Annotated in this window: 21 protein-coding genes; 16 read left to right on the top strand and 5 right to left on the bottom strand. The window is 46.8% G+C overall.

All coding sequences use genetic code 11. From position 1 onward, the window contains the following. A partial coding sequence (locus tag KNO99_RS04660; RefSeq protein WP_214745649.1) for an RNA-guided endonuclease TnpB family protein occupies positions 1 to 526 on the top strand: 526 nt, incomplete at its 5' end. Positions 527 to 686: 160 nt separating this feature from the next. Here KNO99_RS04660 and KNO99_RS04655 read toward each other — a convergent pair. Next, the gene (locus KNO99_RS04655) at positions 687 to 1592 is read right to left on the bottom strand and encodes a COX15/CtaA family protein (RefSeq protein ID WP_214745646.1); all 906 of its coding nucleotides are present in this window, start codon (positions 1590 to 1592) and stop codon (positions 687 to 689) included. 333 nt (positions 1593 to 1925) lie between these two features. Here KNO99_RS04655 and cyoE point away from each other — a divergent pair, with 333 nt between their 5' ends. The 9 genes from cyoE to KNO99_RS04610 all read left to right on the top strand — a co-directional run bounded on the left by cyoE (position 1926) and on the right by KNO99_RS04610 (position 9249). Next, on the top strand, positions 1926 to 2849 hold the full coding sequence (gene cyoE / locus KNO99_RS04650; RefSeq protein WP_214745644.1) for a heme o synthase: 924 nt from the start codon (positions 1926 to 1928) through the stop codon (positions 2847 to 2849). A 97-nt stretch (positions 2850 to 2946) separates the two neighbouring features. Then, entirely contained in the window at positions 2947 to 3924 is a 978-nt protein-coding gene (gene coxB / locus KNO99_RS04645) for a cytochrome c oxidase subunit II (RefSeq protein WP_214745689.1), read from the top strand. 38 nt (positions 3925 to 3962) lie between these two features. After that, the gene (ctaD, locus tag KNO99_RS04640; protein ID WP_214745686.1) at positions 3963 to 5831 is read left to right on the top strand and encodes a cytochrome c oxidase subunit I; all 1869 of its coding nucleotides are present in this window, start codon (positions 3963 to 3965) and stop codon (positions 5829 to 5831) included. Continuing rightward, positions 5832 to 6458 (top strand): cytochrome (ubi)quinol oxidase subunit III, encoded by a 627-nt coding sequence (locus KNO99_RS04635; protein ID WP_015881284.1) that lies wholly within the window; start codon positions 5832 to 5834, stop codon positions 6456 to 6458. It abuts the gene before it with no gap. 1 nt (position 6459) lies between these two features. Next, positions 6460 to 6789, top strand: a complete 330-nt coding sequence (locus tag KNO99_RS04630; RefSeq protein WP_214745640.1) for a cytochrome C oxidase subunit IV family protein — start codon at positions 6460 to 6462, stop codon at positions 6787 to 6789. Between the two features lie 134 nt (positions 6790 to 6923). Next, positions 6924 to 7847: a cytochrome c oxidase assembly protein gene (locus KNO99_RS04625; protein ID WP_214691744.1), complete on the top strand. Its 924-nt coding sequence runs from the start codon at positions 6924 to 6926 to the stop codon at positions 7845 to 7847. Positions 7848 to 7870: 23 nt separating this feature from the next. Continuing rightward, positions 7871 to 8332 carry a DUF420 domain-containing protein gene (locus KNO99_RS04620; RefSeq protein WP_214691745.1) on the top strand — a complete coding sequence of 154 codons (462 nt, stop codon included), beginning with the start codon at positions 7871 to 7873 and terminating at the stop codon, positions 8330 to 8332. Positions 8333 to 8353: 21 nt separating this feature from the next. After that, the gene (locus tag KNO99_RS04615) at positions 8354 to 8968 is read left to right on the top strand and encodes an SCO family protein (RefSeq protein ID WP_214745637.1); all 615 of its coding nucleotides are present in this window, start codon (positions 8354 to 8356) and stop codon (positions 8966 to 8968) included. Positions 8969 to 8973: 5 nt separating this feature from the next. Continuing rightward, positions 8974 to 9249: a hypothetical protein gene (locus KNO99_RS04610; protein WP_214745634.1), complete on the top strand. Its 276-nt coding sequence runs from the start codon at positions 8974 to 8976 to the stop codon at positions 9247 to 9249. 56 nt (positions 9250 to 9305) lie between these two features. Here KNO99_RS04610 and KNO99_RS04605 read toward each other — a convergent pair whose 3' ends face one another. The 3 genes from KNO99_RS04605 to KNO99_RS04595 all read right to left on the bottom strand — a co-directional run bounded on the left by KNO99_RS04605 (position 9306) and on the right by KNO99_RS04595 (position 10901). Continuing rightward, positions 9306 to 9659, bottom strand: a complete 354-nt coding sequence (locus KNO99_RS04605) for a hypothetical protein (protein WP_214745631.1) — start codon at positions 9657 to 9659, stop codon at positions 9306 to 9308. A gap of 40 nt (positions 9660 to 9699) precedes the next feature. Then, positions 9700 to 10062 carry a YugN family protein gene (locus tag KNO99_RS04600; RefSeq protein ID WP_015881291.1) on the bottom strand — a complete coding sequence of 121 codons (363 nt, stop codon included), beginning with the start codon at positions 10060 to 10062 and terminating at the stop codon, positions 9700 to 9702. Positions 10063 to 10166: 104 nt separating this feature from the next. Continuing rightward, complete coding sequence (locus KNO99_RS04595) at positions 10167 to 10901, bottom strand: ATP-grasp domain-containing protein (RefSeq protein WP_251130942.1); 735 nt, start codon at positions 10899 to 10901, stop codon at positions 10167 to 10169. A gap of 153 nt (positions 10902 to 11054) precedes the next feature. On the opposite strand from KNO99_RS04595, the gene KNO99_RS04590 reads away from it, so the two are divergent. Genes KNO99_RS04590 through KNO99_RS04570 form a run of 5 tightly spaced genes read left to right on the top strand, consistent with a single transcriptional unit; the run spans position 11055 to position 13850 of the window. Then, entirely contained in the window at positions 11055 to 11504 is a 450-nt protein-coding gene (locus tag KNO99_RS04590) for a YlbF/YmcA family competence regulator (protein ID WP_015881293.1), read from the top strand. Continuing rightward, the gene (locus KNO99_RS04585) at positions 11458 to 11742 is read left to right on the top strand and encodes a YlbG family protein (RefSeq protein WP_243834772.1); all 285 of its coding nucleotides are present in this window, start codon (positions 11458 to 11460) and stop codon (positions 11740 to 11742) included. The genes KNO99_RS04590 and KNO99_RS04585 overlap by 47 nt, the downstream gene beginning before the upstream one ends. A gap of 52 nt (positions 11743 to 11794) precedes the next feature. Further along, entirely contained in the window at positions 11795 to 12361 is a 567-nt protein-coding gene (rsmD, locus tag KNO99_RS04580) for a 16S rRNA (guanine(966)-N(2))-methyltransferase RsmD (RefSeq protein ID WP_214745625.1), read from the top strand. 5 nt (positions 12362 to 12366) lie between these two features. Beyond that, the gene (coaD, locus tag KNO99_RS04575; protein WP_214745622.1) at positions 12367 to 12861 is read left to right on the top strand and encodes a pantetheine-phosphate adenylyltransferase; all 495 of its coding nucleotides are present in this window, start codon (positions 12367 to 12369) and stop codon (positions 12859 to 12861) included. Then, a complete protein-coding gene (locus tag KNO99_RS04570) occupies positions 12858 to 13850 on the top strand; it encodes a SepM family pheromone-processing serine protease (RefSeq protein ID WP_214745619.1) in 993 nt (330 codons plus the stop codon). Before coaD ends, KNO99_RS04570 begins: the two co-directional genes overlap by 4 nt. On the opposite strand, the gene KNO99_RS04565 is transcribed toward KNO99_RS04570, so the two are convergent. Beyond that, positions 13829 to 14959, bottom strand: coding sequence for a tRNA(Met) cytidine acetate ligase (locus KNO99_RS04565; RefSeq protein ID WP_214745616.1), 1131 nt, complete (start codon positions 14957 to 14959; stop codon positions 13829 to 13831). The two genes, KNO99_RS04570 and KNO99_RS04565, sit on opposite strands and share 22 nt — an antisense overlap. A 156-nt stretch (positions 14960 to 15115) precedes the next feature. Here KNO99_RS04565 and KNO99_RS04560 point away from each other — a divergent pair, with 156 nt between their 5' ends. Beyond that, entirely contained in the window at positions 15116 to 15643 is a 528-nt protein-coding gene (locus KNO99_RS04560; protein ID WP_074034907.1) for a YceD family protein, read from the top strand. Positions 15644 to 15657 lie beyond the last annotated feature (14 nt).

The following is a 15657-nucleotide window of genomic DNA, read 5'->3' as shown; positions in this document are numbered from 1 at the left end:
CGTCATGACGAACGACGCGATGGTATCGGAGAAAATCGAAAACCCACGTTTCCTTCGTAAGTCCGAGGCGAAGGTCAAGAAGGCGCAACAGGCGCTGTCGCGAAAGAAGATCGGAAGCAAGAACCGTGAAAAGGCCAAATTACTTTTGGCTAAGAAACACGAAAAGATTGCCAACCAACGCAAGGACTTCCTTCACAAGCTGTCGAGACGGATCGTTGACGAGAACCAAGTCATCGTCGTGGAGACATTGAAGTCGAAGGACATGATGCGGAACCATAAGGTAGCCAAATCGATTGCAGATGTCAGTTGGTACGAGTTCGTCCGGCAACTCGAGTACAAATCAAACTTCTACGGACGGACGCTCATCAAGGCGGATCAATGGTTCGCATCGACGCAGATCTGTTCCACTTGCGGCGTAAAAGGCGAGAAGAAGGCGATGGATGTCCGTGAATGGACGTGTGCCTGTGGCGCGCATCATGACCGTGACATCAACGCGAGCATCAACCTATTGATGTTGGTCGACTGACAATCCTTCAGGGCAGGGACTGCCCGACGAGCTTGGTAAACAATCGTGGCTAATAAGAGCACGGTCTTCCCAAGAAGCTCCCACTTCAATTTGCGAAGCAAATAAGTGGCGAGTAGTTCACAGAATTGTAAACAAAAAAGCGCCGCGGCGCTTTTTTTACTTACCCATTCATGTCTTTCAATTGTGAATCACTTTGTCGGTCCGTCGAACGGTACGCGTGGTAAGCGAGATAGGACAGGATGCCGAAGTAACAAGTGATCAAGAATGCATGGAGGAGCGGCACATATGTGGCATGCCCGCCGAGTACGATCCATGCGCCAGTCCCGACTTGAAGAAGAATGAAGAAAAGGGACGCCATCATGCCGCGTTCGATTAATCGATTCATCTCTTTTCGAGCAAGATAGAGGACATACAATGTGTACAAGACAAGTAGTCCAGCCATCACACGGTGACCCATTTGAACATAAGACTCAAACGTCCATACTTCTTGTTCACAAATCGGCCAACCGACACAAGCGTATGTAGCACCGAGGTGACGGACATAGGCTCCTGTGTACACGACGATCATCGTGTAAATCGAAAGACCGTAAAGATGAGATCTCAACCGTTTGGATACGACTTTATGCTCCCGGTCACCTTCGAATAATAGAATCGTCAAAATGAGTAGCGATGCAAACGAGACGAGAGAAATCCCGAAGTGAAGGGCCAAGATGGCATCTGATTGTTGCCAAATAACCGCCCCTGCTCCGATGATCGATTGGATGAGCATAAAGATAAATGCAAGAAACGCAAAGATTTTTACATCGACACGATGTTTGACCGCGATGAACGTCCAAATGGCGAGCGCGATGATCAAGAGACCTTCGATTCCCGAGACGACGCGGTGACTGTACTCGATCATCGTCTCAACACTTGGATTGGTCGGAATCAACTTACCGTGACAGAGTGGCCAGTCTGTTCCACAACCATCCCCTGAGTCTGTCTTCGTCACGGTTCCACCCATGATGAGGACAAGCATCATTCCGAGGGTGACAAACCCTGAGAAAAACGCGAGTTTTTTATGCATGCAATACCACCTGCTTCTAATCAAAATCCGTTAAAAATGTACCTTGTTTATTTATATTTTTTTCGCCATACTTATTATACGGCTTTCCGTTCAAAAAACGAAATGGAAAAGCTTGCAATCGTTATCAAAAACGTTATTCTAATATTAGTAAGGCACATAAGGTGTGACAAATATCACACTATTGACACAAAAAACTCGCTATTTTACAAGCATAAAGGGCGTATTTTATAAAAAAATGTGGTATCTTTGTAGAGAGTTAAGTGTATTTTGTTCATATTGTGTTTTTTCTGTGAAGAGAATGCGAGGATTTCGTGATTATGTGGGGGGGTCAGTATGACAAAAGTCAACCCAGGAATGACTGTAGATGTAGAATATACAGAGTCAACGTCATTCCGAGATTACGTCGCCTTAGCGAAAATGGGAATCGTTCGCGCTAACTTGATGTTGGTGTTTGCAGGTTTCTTCGTGGCAGCGACGTATCAGAGCGATACGCCAGTCCTTTATTTGTTTGAAGTTTGGCCACAGCTCTTATTAACGATGTTAGGAAGCGCACTCGTGATTTCGGGGAGTTGTTACCTAAACAACTTTGTGGACCGAGATATCGATTACTTAATGGATCGTACGGACAATCGACCGAGTGTAACCGGCAAGATTTCAGGGGAGAAGATTTTACTCCTCGGATTGACACAACTTGCGTTAGGAACTCTGTTATTGCTCCTTGTATCGTACGTCGCCGCTGTATTCGGTTTAATCGGGGCATTTTTTTATGTCGTGATTTATACGATGTGGCTGAAGCGTACGAGTACGCTCAATACGGTCGTCGGTAGTATTTCAGGAGCCGTTCCTCCGCTCATCGGTTGGGCAGCGCTCGACCCGGCACTTCATATCGATGCATGGCTCATGTTTCTTGTCATGTTCTTATGGCAACCACCTCACTTCCTAGCGCTCGCTATGCGACGCACGGAAGAATATCGAGCGGCAGGCATTCCGATGCTTCCGGTCGTGAACGGATTTGCCATCACAAAACGGCAAATCATCTGGTGGATTGCGACGCTGATTCCGGCATCGCTCTTATTTATGCACTATGGTCTTGTTTACTTGACAGTCGCAGCCGGTTTAGGGGGCTACTGGTTGTATCTCGGATTGAAAGGATTCAATGCCGAGGACGAAATTAAGTGGGCAAACAAAATGTTCTTCTATTCATTAATTTATTTAGTCGTGTGGATTATCGCGCTGATTTTGACAGCACTCTGGTGATCGCACTCACTATATAGAAAACCATTACACATCATTTTGGGAGAAAGTGGGGATTGTTGTGAAATCATTTAAGAAGCTTCTGTTTGGCATCGTCCCGATGATGATGTTCGCAGTCCTGTTGTCAGGTTGCGGTCAAGAGGGATTGTCTGCATTGAAGCCGATGGGAGAAGGCGCTGAGCTTCAGCTCCGCATCATTCTCATCAGTTTGGCGATCATGCTCTTCGTACTCATCATCGTATCGGTCATTTACGTGTACGTGCTCATGAAGTTCCGTCGGAAAGATGAATCGATTCCGAAGCAAGTTGAAGGTAGCAGTACACTTGAGATGATTTGGACAGTCGTTCCGATTATCCTTCTCATCATTCTCGCTGTTCCGACAATCACAACGACTGTCGAACTCGCGAAAGCGAAAGAAGCGAAAAAAGAAGAAGAAATCAACGTTACAGCAAACTTGTACTGGTGGGAATTTGAATATCCAGAAGCAGGTGTTGTGACAGGTCAAGAACTCGTCATCCCAGTTGGAAAACGAGTCGGCATCAACTTGACATCAAAAGATGTCATTCACTCATTCTGGGTACCAGCTTTATCTGGTAAAACAGATACGAACCCAGGACTTGATAACGAAATGTGGTTACATGCAAATGAACCAGGTACTTACTACGGGAAATGTGCAGAGCTTTGCGGTCCGTCACATGCCCTTATGGACTTTAAAGTCATCGCGCTCGAGCAAGAAGAATATGATCAATGGCTCGCTGACATGAAAGCCAAGCAAGACGAGAACGGTGAGAAACTCGTCGCAGACAACACGAACTTGACGACAGGTGAAGAAGTGTATGTTCAAAGCTGCTTGAGCTGTCACGGCGGCGGTAAAGTTGCACCAAGTTTAACGAACTTCGGCGATCGCGAATGGCTCGCAGGTTACCTCGAAAACAACGAGGACAACTTGAAAGAGTGGATTCGTAACCCGCAAAAGAAGAAACAAGGGGCTCTCATGCCAGGTTTCAATGAAGGTCAAATCAGCAACGAAGAATTAGACGCACTCGTTGACTTCTTGTATGAGCAGAAGATTGACTAACGGGAAAAGGGGGATTTCACGTGGCACAGACCACTGCAATGCAGCAATCGCGTAAATACAATGGCATCATGGATTGGATTACGACGGTTGACCACAAAAAAATCGGTATTTTGTATTTGTTCTCAGGAATCTTCTTCCTCCTTCTCGGTGGAATTGAAGCATTACTGATTCGTTGGCAACTTGTTAAACCAATGAACGATTTCGTCAGCGGTGAAACGTTTAACCAATTAATTACGATGCACGGGACGACGATGATCTTCCTAGCGGCGATGCCGATGCTATTCGGTTTCATGAACGCCGTCGTACCACTTCAAATCGGGGCACGCGACGTCGCGTTCCCATTCATTAACTCATTAGGGTTTTGGTTGTTCTTCTTCGGTGGAGTCATGCTTAACTTGAGCTGGTTCTTCGGAGCAGCACCGAACGCAGGGTGGACAGCTTACGCCCCACTTTCGACACAACCGGAAGCAACAGGGGTAGACTTCTACACCCTTGGTCTTCAGATTTCAGGTTTCGGTTCATTGATGGCCGGGATTAACTTCCTCGTCACCATCTTGAACATGCGTGCGCCAGGTATGAAGCTCATGCGCATGCCGCTCTTCACATGGACGACTTTCGTTGCATCGGCATTGATCGTCTTCGCATTCCCGCCACTTACGGTCGGATTGTTCATGTTGATGTTCGAGCGACTCTTTGGAGCCGCATACTTCGACCCAGCACTTGGTGGGAACGTTGTCATCTGGGAACACCTTTTCTGGATCTTCGGTCACCCGGAAGTATACATTTTGATCTTACCGGCATTCGGTATTTTCTCGGAAATCATTCCAACATTTGCGCGTAAACGCCTCTTCGGTTACACGACGATGGTCTTCGCGACAATGCTCATCGGTTTCCTTGGATTCATGGTTTGGGTTCACCACATGTTCACAGTCGGTCTTGGTCCAGTTGCGAACTCGATCTTCGCTGTTGCGACGATGGCGATCGCCGTACCGACCGGTGTTAAAATCTTTAACTGGCTCTTCACTCTGTGGGGCGGTCAAATTAAATTCAACGTGGCGATGCTTTACTCAGTCGCGTTCATTCCTTCATTCCTCGTTGGTGGGATGACAGGGGTTATGCTTTCAGTCGCACCGGCTGACTACCAGTACCACGACAGCTACTTCGTTGTCGCTCACTTCCACTACGTTATCGTAGGTGGGGTTGTATACGGTCTCTTCGCAGGTCTTTACTACTGGTTCCCACTCATGTTCGGAAAAGCCCTTTCTGAAAAGCTTGGATACTGGCAGTTCTGGTTGTTCTTTATCGGTTTCCACTTGACGTTCTTCCCGCAACACTTCCTCGGATTGTTCGGTATGCCACGTCGAGTCTTCACGTACCTCGGTGGTCAAGGTTGGGATACACTTAACTTGCTCTCGACAGCCGGAGCATTCTTCATGGGTGTATCAACGATCGTCTTGCTTGTCGCTGTCGTGAAAGCCTTCTTGTCAAAAGAACGCGTCAAACCAGATCACTGGGGAGACGGACGTACGCTTGAGTGGACACTTCCTGTTCCGACTCCAGAGTACAACTTTGCACAAACGCCACTCGTTAAAGGACTTGATACGTTCTGGCTCGAGAAAATGGCAGGAAACAAACGCGTGTCAGTCGCTGAAGAAGTTTCGGACATCCACATGCCGAACAACTCGCTCATTCCGTTCTTCATGTCACTCGGCCTCTTTATCGCAGGACTTGGAGCAATCTTCCACTTGGATAACGCAGTCATCGGTTGGTCATTGATTGGATTTGGATTAGCGATGACGTTCGTCTCGATGTTCCTACGTTCTTGGATTGACGATCACGGCTACTACATTCCGAAGTCACAAGTCGAAGCTGACTTGAAAGCGATTCGTGAGAAAGGAGAACAATAAATGGCACATGCAGTTGAAAAACACCCAGTGACCGGTATCCCGGCCAATCCAGAGAAAGCAACGCTGGAAGGGAAAAATAAATATGTGGCCTTCTGGTTCTTCCTTGGTGGAGAGACAGTCCTCTTCGCCTCGCTCTTTGGAACATACGTTGGTCTCTTGAACTCTGGTGCGCCAGAGGAGTTACGCTCGTATAACATTTTCGAAATGGAGCTCGTCTTCATCATGACGATGCTCCTCCTCACAAGTTCACTGACAAGTGTCCTTGCGATGATGAACATGAAAGCAAACAATCCAGGGCGTATGAAGCTTTGGTTGATTGTGACGCTCCTTCTTGGTGCAGGATTCCTTGGTGCTGAGATTTACGAGTTCATTCACTACTACCACATCGGTCACACGTTCACGTCGAGCGCATTCGGTTCAGCCTTCTACACGTTGGTCGGCTTCCACGGCGCGCACGTTACGTTCGGTCTCCTTTGGATCACGACACTCTTGATTCGTAACTGGAACCGTCCAATCGATGTGTACAACGCACCGAAGTTTTATGTATCAAGTCTTTACTGGCACTTCATCGATGTTGTTTGGGTCTTCATCTTCTCAATCGTCTACCTCTTAGGGATGGTGAACTAATATGGAAAAACGAGCAATGAACGAATCACACAAACAATTAGAACTTGAAGTAAAAGCAGAATCGAAGCGCGAGTATCAACTTCAGTTGATCAGCTTTGCCATGATGATTTTACTCACGTTCGTGGCATTCGGTGCCGTTTATGCGGAACTGATGCCAGTCTGGGCAGCTGGTGGTTTCTTAATCATTTTGGCGGTCATCCAAGTCTTCCTACAGTTATATATCTTCATGCATATGAATAACCGTGGGAACACATGGATCGTCGGCATGATGTGGTTAGGCATCTTCGTCGCCATCATCACGGTTGCGGCACTACGCATACTCATTTGGTAATTGTGACAAAGGATTGAACATCTGTGGAAACACGGATGATTCGGTCCTTTTTCCTTTACTTCAAAAATGAATGAATAGTAATCTTGAAGTGAACGGTTTCAAAGGTTAGGGAGAGAAAGAAAAGGGGTGAACGGATGCTCTGGAATACGTCGGAGCTGCTCAATCAATTTGATTGGCTCACGTTATGGAGTCCGCTGTTCGGATTGCTCATGGTCGGGATTTATGTGTTATACGCCGTCGTGACAGAGAGAATGGCGAAGCGAGGATATGCCTCGACCACGTTATTACAAAAGTTTAGTATGTTGTTTGCGATTGTCTTGTATTATATCGGTTTCGGAAGTCCGATCGATGTGTTGGCACATATCATTTTATCGGTGCATATGTTCCAAATGGTGCTCGTCTATATTTTGGCGCCGGCACTCGTCGTTTACGGTCTACCGTACTGGGTGTTTGAAAAAGTACTTAGCTTCAAATTCATTGGGCCAACGTTTAAATTTTTAACAAAGCCACTCATCGCGCTCATTTTATTCAACGCATTGTTCTCGATTTATCACATGCCGGTCGTATTTGACTATGTCTTGACGAACTATGGCGTACACCGCATTTTCCATGGTGCATTAGTCGTCTTTAGTTTGACGATGTGGTACCCGGTCATCGTTCCGCTAGTGACGGACGAAGAGGAAGGCATGTCTGACTTAAAACGAATGGTGTATATCATCGCCAACGGAGTGTTGTTAACACCAGCGTGTGCGCTCATCATCTTCAGTCAAACGACGCTATATAACGCGTATACGGACCCGGAGACGTTCGCTAGGGTACTTGGATACTGTCTACCGAATGGGGACGTGTCGGGAATTAACTTAGAGGCGCTCATGGGAGCGACGAACAGTGCGCTCGAAGATCAGCGATTCGGTGGCGTCTTGATGAAACTCGGTCAAGAAATTGTCTACGGCTTCTTCTTCGGCTGGACGTTCTTCGGTTGGGTACGTCGTACAAAATCTCTTGCGCTGGATGAAGGCATGTCATTCACTCCGCAGGAAACGAACGAGAAAAATTAAACAGAACAAAAGGGGAAACATTGATGAACTATCTTGCCTTAATTAGTGTGTCATTCATTGTCATCAGTGCGATTCTTGTCGCCATCGGATGGGTGATCATCGCAAAAGACCGTAGCAACATCGAAAAACATAAGAAAGTGATGACGGCGGCCGCGATTGCAGCGACGACGTTCTTCATCCTTTACGTCTCACGTACCATCTTTGTCGGGAACACGGCATTTGGGGGACCGGATTCTGTCAAACCGTTCTATCTCGGCTTTATGATCTTCCATATCCTACTCGCGACTACAGGTGGCGTCCTCGGTTTGATCACCTTGTATCTCGGTTATAAAAACAAGATTGAGAAACACCGTAAAATCGGACCGAAAGCATCAGTGATTTGGTTCTTCACAGCGATCACAGGTGTGACGGTTTATATTCTTCTCTATGTGGCATATGACCCGGGTGAAACGACGAACGTATTCCGCGCGATAATCGGAGGATGATCCATAGAGAGGGAGAGTTGTATGAAACGGAATAGCTATATGACGGTCGGTTTGACTGTCCTGACGCTCGTTGTCATCGGAGTAGCCGTGTATTTTGTATTCTTCAACCAAGACGACTTGCCGGTCATCCAAGAGCCAACCCCGTTCACATTGACGAACGCATTGAATGAAGAAACATACAATTCCGATAATGGAAAAGTAAAAATTGTCACATTCTTTTATACGAACTGCCCTGATATTTGTCCGCTCACGCTACGTGATTTTATGAAGCTGGAGAAAGAGTTGAAGGCAGAGAATCTATACGGTTCAGACGTAGAGCTCGTCGCCATCACGGTCGACCCGAAAGTGGACACGGTCCCCGTACTCAAAAACTACGGGGAAGCGTTCCAGGCGGAGCCTGAAGGATGGAAGATGTTAACGGGAGATCAAGTCGATATCGACCGAATCACTCGACAGCTGCAATTTTATTATTCGAAGGCGAACAGCGGGCTTGTGACGCATGCGACGACGATGTACGTCATCGACCGTCATCATGATGTTCGTGCCGTCGCTCAGATGGCGACAGCAGGGGATGAACCCGTTGATATCGAATCTATCATGGAGGACGTTAAAGTACTCGCGAATGAAAAGGAGTGATCACCATGAACGATACGATGGCTGTGATTGGGAATGACTATTCATACGGAGACGTGACGATTGCAGAACGGGCGATTGAAGATTTAATCGCATGTAGCGCCATTGAGTTCGGCTTAAAAGAAGTGAAAGTCGTATCTCAATCGAAAGACCATTATGATTATCGAATCATTGCATCTTTACCACTCGTCGAGGCGGAGCGATTGTATCGCTACGTTCGTGACCAATTTGATTTATTGCTCGGTCAGGTCGATGTGACGTTGACCATCATTGCGACCGATTAATATAAGCCCACAGAAGCGAATTTGCTTCTGTGGGCTTTGTTTTATAATCGTATTTTTTAGTGAGCTTGATAAAGGATTAATATCCTATTTTTTTGTGGGTCATGAAAAAGTTCTGCGAAGAAGCAATATCCATTTTCAAAGTCATCTAAATCTGCTTCATTGGAAAGTACGATGTGTGTCCTGAATGACTCGTTCCATTGAGTTCGGATATCACTCATTGCTTGAGGCTCTAATAGATCTCTATCTTTCATTTGATAAGTTGAGATATAAAGAGTTTGGATTGATTCAAAAAAAATCATTTGTTCCAATTCATGAATTGAATCAGGAAGATGAATCATTTTTAACTGGATGCGTGATGCTCCGTTGCATAACCGGTTACTCTCTTTTTCAAGATAGATTGAATTCTTCAAGGGCTGTGAACCTCCGATATAGCCAAAAAAACCCCTTTGCTTATGCAAGGGGTTTGACTTCTAGTGTCTCTGCGAGCGCTTTTAGGCGACGTTCGCAGTCGCGGACGATTTCTTCTGGGAAGACTTCATCGTATTCAACACCGTGTGGATAATAATGCTTCCCTAAAATCGGTGTAAGCATTTTAACAACAGCGTGACGATCTTCGATTTGACCTTCAATAGCGTATACAGGTAAGCGAAGATAGAATGTTTCGCCAGTCGATTGTTTCTCATATTTCATATCATACGTGGCACGCTCATAATCCCAAGCACCTTCACGGATGAAATGATGATGATCCATGATCGTCTCGAGCAAACCAAAACGGATTTCTTTTCCCTCGATGTGGAACTGCTCAAATTTCATCATAATCCCCCTTTTCGAATAAACCTCATATGTCATCATACCATATTCAAAAACGTTCTTGGAATAACGTGTGTTCAAATTGTGAAAAAAAGATGAACGATTGATCAGCTTAATGTAGATAAATATTCTTCGATTTTTTGAGGGAGTTTTACCCCGAGTGGGAGCAGTCCTTCCGAACCGAAAAAGACGTTGAATTCCAAGATATAGAATCCTTCTTCCGTCACGATAACGTCAAACGCCGCGTGATTGATGTGCAACGTATTCGCAATCGTTTGAACTTCTTTGACGACGTCTTCAGGAATGTCTTCGTACGAGAAGTTAGCTCCTTGGGCGACGTTATTCAAAAACGCTTCACTGACGCGCCAATACGCACCGACGACTTCTTCACCAATGATGATGACTCGTAAGTCGCGATCATTTGGGATGAACTCTTGGACATAGAACGTATCATGGTTCTCGACATACTCTAACCAGTCTTGGTCGTTCTTAATCAACCATACCCCTTGTCCCATCGAGGATTTGGCCTTTTTGGCAACGAACGGATAGTGGAACTCTTCCAACACGCGTTCAATCGTGTATGGATTTTTTCCGTAAATGAGCGTCTTCGGAATACGGTGAGGATACGTCGCTTTAAAGGCACGTGTCATCTCGATTTTGTCGTGCCCGAGATGATATGTCGCAGGAGACGGGAAAATGGCTTTGTTCATTCCGTAAATGATGGAGTTGACCATCCAGTACTCGGGGAACAAAACGAGGTCAGCTTCGCGTACTTTATCGAGTTGATCATAATAATATTCAGGCTTCGCATAATCCGTCTTGATTCCGGCTGATCGAATCATATTAAAAGAAACTTTTTTCATATACAGACGCACTGGGTACGTCTATTCACTTCCTTTCTACATTGAACGCCTTGCGGTCAACTTCAATTATAGTGTGGATTGCTTACATAGGGAAACAATTGTGGTAAAATCATGGCAGAAAGGGTGAGGGGTATGATAATCACTGAACAGACGATTGCCCTGCTCGATCAAACTGAAGAATTGACCGATTTGATTGAAGCAAGCGAATCGTTTCAAACATATATTCAAACGAAAGCGGCACGTCTCGCATCACAAGAAGCGAAGGAAATCGAGCGCGAGTTCCTAAAGATGAAAGAGGACTATGAGTACGTCCAGCGGTTCGGGAAGCACCATCCGGACCACGACCGCATCAAAAAAGAGATGCATCTCATCAAACGTCGTCTTGACGTTCAGCCGGAAATCGCTGCGTTCAAAAAAGCGGAACGAAGCTTGGATAAGTTGTTAGGGGAAGTGAGTGAACTGTTGGCTCATTCAGTCTCTCCTAAAATCAAGGTCCCGACTGGTAATCCATTCTTTGACGAAGGTGGATGTTCCGGTGGTGGCAGTTGCGGAGGAGGCGGAAGTTGTGGATGCGCCGTCTAAGTTGAATGAACGGATTGGCTTCGTCGTATACGTGAATTCCTTGAAACAAGTGAAAGCGTTAAGACGTTATGCGAATCTGTACTTTGTCTCAAAACGAGAGAAGTATGCGTTTCTTTATACAGACCTCGAAGGTCATGAAGCTGTACTCGAACAAGTAAAGGCATTGCCGTTCGTGGAAGCGGTCGTTCGGAGCGAGCGTCCATTCATTTCCGAAACGTACGAGACAAAATCGAAATAAACAAAAAGATGAAGGTGGCATCACCTTCATCTTTTCTGCTGGAGGGAAAGACATGCGTGTCATATCTGGAGAACGAAAAGGGACCCGTTTAAAGGCGGTCCCAGGAACGGCTACGCGGCCGACAACAGATAAAGTAAAGGAATCGTTATTCAACATCATTGGACCCTATTTTTCTGGTGGGAAAGCGTTAGACCTCTATGCGGGCAGTGGTGGACTTGGCATCGAGGCGTTGTCGAGAGGGTGTGACGAAGCGGTGTTTGTCGACCGTCAACCGAAAGCCGTGCAAACGATTCAAGAAAACTTGCGGGCGACCCATTATGAAAAGAAGGCGAACGTGTATCGTCAAGACGCCAAGGCGGTGCTCGAACAGCTTCGCGCACAGAAAGAACAGTTTAAGCTGATCTTTATGGATCCCCCGTATCATGCGGAAGAGCACGAGAATTTCTTACGATTGATTGATGAAGCTGACATGTTGATCGATGTTGGCGTCATCGTCTGCGAACACGGGAGTGACGTGACATTGCCGGAACGTATCGGACGACTTGAACGAATTAAAGAACAGCGATACTCAGAAGTGATCACCATCAGTTTTTATGAGTATGCATCGATTGAGGAGTGAAACAAATGAAGCGGATTGCGATTTGCCCGGGGAGCTTTGACCCGATCACAAATGGACATTTAGACATTATCGAACGAGCAGCTGCGATTTTTGACGAAGTCATTGTCGCCGTCCTTGAAAATTCCAGCAAGGCCCCACTATTTGATGTGGAAGAACGATTAGCACTCATCCGAGAGGTGACGACACATCTTCCGAACGTGTCGGCTGACGCGTTCGGTGGACTTCTCGTCGAATATGCCGCGGAGCGAGAAGCGGCAACGATTGTACGTGGACTGCGGGCCGTATCTGATTTTGAATACGAACTTCAAATCGCATCAATCAATAAGAAATTGAATGAGAACGTGGAAACATTGTTTATGATGACGAACAGTCAATACTCATTCCTTAGCTCATCTATCGTGAAAGAAGTAGCGAAATATGGTGCATCAGTTAATGAACTCGTCCCAGAGCAAGTCGAAGTCGCGTTACGTAAAAAGTATCAAGTGAGTTCGGGACAATGAAATCACTAAAAATCGGGCTTGGTCTGCTCGTCACTGTTCTTCTATTTCTCTTCGTTCCGCTCCCTTATTACATCTCTTCACCAGGTGCGGCAACGTCGATTGAAGAGTTCCTGACCGTCGAAGGTGGCGAAAAGGATGAAGGGGAACTGATGATGGTGACCATTTCACAACGGAGAGCGACACCGTTTTGGTTAGTGGAGAGTTGGGTCACACCGTTCACAGAAGCCAATTTATCTAGTCGTTATTTATACGATGGAGAAAGTGAGGCGGACTACGACAGACGTCAACAACTTTTGATGGACTCCTCTCAACAAGCGGCAATCCAATATGCATTTGAACTCGCTGGCGAAGAAGTGACGGTCGATTTCGAAGGGATTTATGTCTCTGCGCCGATTCCGGGCTCTCTCGCCGCCAATCTCTTAAAGCCGGGCGATGTCATTACGGCAATCAACGGCATGTCATTTGCGACACGTATGGACTTTTTAAATCGGGTGATGGAATCGGATGCTGGTGATGAAGTCGAGTTGACGATTGAGCGAGATGGGGAGGAACGTGTCGTGCAGACGCTCATTCAACCGATTGACCAAAGTGGTGACCGCGTCGGGATTGGTATTTATGAGCCACTTCCTGTCCAGGAGATCACAGCAGACCCTAAAGTCGATGTCGCTTTGACAAATGTCGGGGGACCGTCCGCAGGATTGATGTTCACGTTAGAAATTTATGACCAGTTGACGCCGGGCGATTTGGCGAATGGAAAGCGGATTGCCGGCACAGGAACCGTCGATGAGGAAGGAAATGTCGGACCAATCGGAGGCGCGTGGCAAAAGATTGTCGCAGCGGACGAGGAAGGGGCCGAAGTCTTCTTCGTCCCAGCCGGTTCGAATTATGAGGAAGCGCTTGAATCGCGTGACCGTCTCGACAGTGACATAGAAGTCGTCCCTGTCAAGACGGTCGAAGATGCAATCCGTTATTTAGAAGAGATGAACTGAGGTCGCTGGCGGTGTTCGATTAATGTGTCGTTATGAAGCGGCAGTCGATACGCCTCAGTGACACGCGCTTCAAAATCGAGCCGTTCATCGTACTTACCGATGAGCGGCAATTCTTGTTTCACATCCCGTAATGCCACACGACCGATGTCATTAAACGCGAGCGGTCTCACGTAGGGGACATCATCAAAACGTGTCGGTGCTTCTTCTTTTAACCAGTGCAGAAGAATGGACACGAACGCTCGTTGAATCGATGTGCGTGTATAGCGACGTGTCGAAACGGATGTGAGGGCATGTTCAAACGATGTTTCGAATCCGGCTCGTTTAAGGCGAGGTGCGAGGGACGTGTCGATGCCGACGAGCTCGCTCAACGTATGGAGCGGCAACGTGCGGAGTTTGTATTGTAAGACGGGCCAAAACAGTTCCCAATGCGTCATCGATTGCGACTGGAACATCGCTTCTGTCGATGCCGGAACGGCACGAACTTCACCCGTTTCTAGGTAATGGACCCGGATGCCGGTGGCCGACATGACGTCTGTGAGTGAGGTGTCGTGATAATCTGCCCCGAGACGCTTCACCGTATGTAACTGAATCGTCTTTGCTGCTTTGGCGTAATGATACGCCAAAATATTGTTAGGGCGTGTCAAATCAAACGACGGATAGACGGTGCGGAAAGCCCGACTTGAAGCTTGCGCCGACGAATGACCCTCTTGTAGTGCTTGGTGGAGTGCCTCTTTATACAGAGGTGTCTCTTCGACATTTGACTGTGCTGCATGAAGAATGGCGTCGACATCTCCGCTTTCGCTTCCGAATGATAGCGTTTGGCATCGGAGTTGTTCGGCGATTGAGACGGCAGACATGGCGAAGCGATCCGCCCGTTGTACCCCATACTTGGTCGGTAGTTCGACAACGAGATCGATTGCCCCGCTCTCGACGGCCGCTCTTGCCCGTTTCCACTTATCGAATGAGGCTGGTTCTCCTCGTTGAGTGAACTGGGCACTCATGATGGCAATCATGGCATCAGCCCCGGTTTCTTGACGTGCGGTTTGCGCTTGATAATAGTGTCCGTTGTGAAACGGATTGTACTCTGCGATAATGGCCGTCTTTTGCATGATTTACTCCTTTGCATTGTCGTATGGATTGGTGTAAGATGAGTAAGTACGCTTTGGCAAAGCGCCGTCGTCAACTGATTTTAGTGTAAAGAAAAAACATTGACAAAACAAGTTGGCCTATCTATAATTCATATTGTTGCAATTGAGGTGATTCGGATGAAATGGTCTATTGCACAGCTACTTAAGCTCCGAAACCAGGGTGACGGTTTTACGATCGATGAGATGGTAGAACTACCAGAGCTGACTCAGCTCCATCCGGATATCCGTTCGATTCGCCCGGTGCATGTGCACGGGGATGCATCGTTCACATCTAATCAAGTTACATTCAATCTGAAGATTCAAGGTGATCTGACGTTGCCAGATGCGCGAACGTTAGAAGACGTCACTTATGAATTTGATATTGAATCGCTCGAGCCTTTCTTTTTGGAGAATGGGCGTTATACGGAGCAATTCGATGACGTGAATTTGCCAGAAGGAAATACAATCAGTCTTGTACCGATTGTAAAAGAGCTCATCATGTTAGACGTCCCGATGCAAGTTTATGGGAACGAAACAGACAAAACTCAGGTTGAAGGAGAAGGCTGGACGCTCACTGACGAACAGCCTGATGCCCAACCAAAAATTGACCCGCGATTCGCGGGACTGGCCGACCTGTTCTCGAAAAAAGAGAACGAGGAAGGTTAACTTTTCAAGGAGGT

The organism is Exiguobacterium sp. s189 (assembly GCF_018617615.1).
GTDB lineage: Bacteria > Bacillota > Bacilli > Exiguobacteriales > Exiguobacteriaceae > Exiguobacterium > Exiguobacterium aestuarii_A.
The sequence above is the reverse complement of the archived record's forward strand: the minus strand, read 5'-3'. Positions and strand labels throughout refer to the sequence as shown.

What these genes read in the sequence shown, in the direction of transcription:
- KNO99_RS04655 (WP_214745646.1), bottom strand. Translation starts at nt 1,592, where the DNA reads ATGCATAAAAAACTCGCGTTTTTCTCAGGGTTTGTCACCCTCGGAATG.
- cyoE (WP_214745644.1), top strand. Translation starts at nt 1,926, where the DNA reads ATGACAAAAGTCAACCCAGGAATGACTGTAGATGTAGAATATACAGAG.
- coxB (WP_214745689.1), top strand. Translation starts at nt 2,947, where the DNA reads ATGATGATGTTCGCAGTCCTGTTGTCAGGTTGCGGTCAAGAGGGATTG.
- ctaD (WP_214745686.1), top strand. Translation starts at nt 3,963, where the DNA reads ATGCAGCAATCGCGTAAATACAATGGCATCATGGATTGGATTACGACG.
- KNO99_RS04635 (WP_015881284.1), top strand. Translation starts at nt 5,832, where the DNA reads ATGGCACATGCAGTTGAAAAACACCCAGTGACCGGTATCCCGGCCAAT.
- KNO99_RS04630 (WP_214745640.1), top strand. Translation starts at nt 6,460, where the DNA reads ATGGAAAAACGAGCAATGAACGAATCACACAAACAATTAGAACTTGAA.
- KNO99_RS04625 (WP_214691744.1), top strand. Translation starts at nt 6,924, where the DNA reads ATGCTCTGGAATACGTCGGAGCTGCTCAATCAATTTGATTGGCTCACG.
- KNO99_RS04620 (WP_214691745.1), top strand. Translation starts at nt 7,871, where the DNA reads ATGAACTATCTTGCCTTAATTAGTGTGTCATTCATTGTCATCAGTGCG.
- KNO99_RS04615 (WP_214745637.1), top strand. Translation starts at nt 8,354, where the DNA reads ATGAAACGGAATAGCTATATGACGGTCGGTTTGACTGTCCTGACGCTC.
- KNO99_RS04610 (WP_214745634.1), top strand. Translation starts at nt 8,974, where the DNA reads ATGAACGATACGATGGCTGTGATTGGGAATGACTATTCATACGGAGAC.
- KNO99_RS04600 (WP_015881291.1), bottom strand. Translation starts at nt 10,062, where the DNA reads ATGAAATTTGAGCAGTTCCACATCGAGGGAAAAGAAATCCGTTTTGGT.
- KNO99_RS04595 (WP_251130942.1), bottom strand. Translation starts at nt 10,901, where the DNA reads ATGATTCGATCAGCCGGAATCAAGACGGATTATGCGAAGCCTGAATAT.
- KNO99_RS04590 (WP_015881293.1), top strand. Translation starts at nt 11,055, where the DNA reads ATGATAATCACTGAACAGACGATTGCCCTGCTCGATCAAACTGAAGAA.
- rsmD (WP_214745625.1), top strand. Translation starts at nt 11,795, where the DNA reads ATGCGTGTCATATCTGGAGAACGAAAAGGGACCCGTTTAAAGGCGGTC.
- coaD (WP_214745622.1), top strand. Translation starts at nt 12,367, where the DNA reads ATGAAGCGGATTGCGATTTGCCCGGGGAGCTTTGACCCGATCACAAAT.
- KNO99_RS04570 (WP_214745619.1), top strand. Translation starts at nt 12,858, where the DNA reads ATGAAATCACTAAAAATCGGGCTTGGTCTGCTCGTCACTGTTCTTCTA.
- KNO99_RS04565 (WP_214745616.1), bottom strand. Translation starts at nt 14,959, where the DNA reads ATGCAAAAGACGGCCATTATCGCAGAGTACAATCCGTTTCACAACGGA.
- KNO99_RS04560 (WP_074034907.1), top strand. Translation starts at nt 15,116, where the DNA reads ATGAAATGGTCTATTGCACAGCTACTTAAGCTCCGAAACCAGGGTGAC.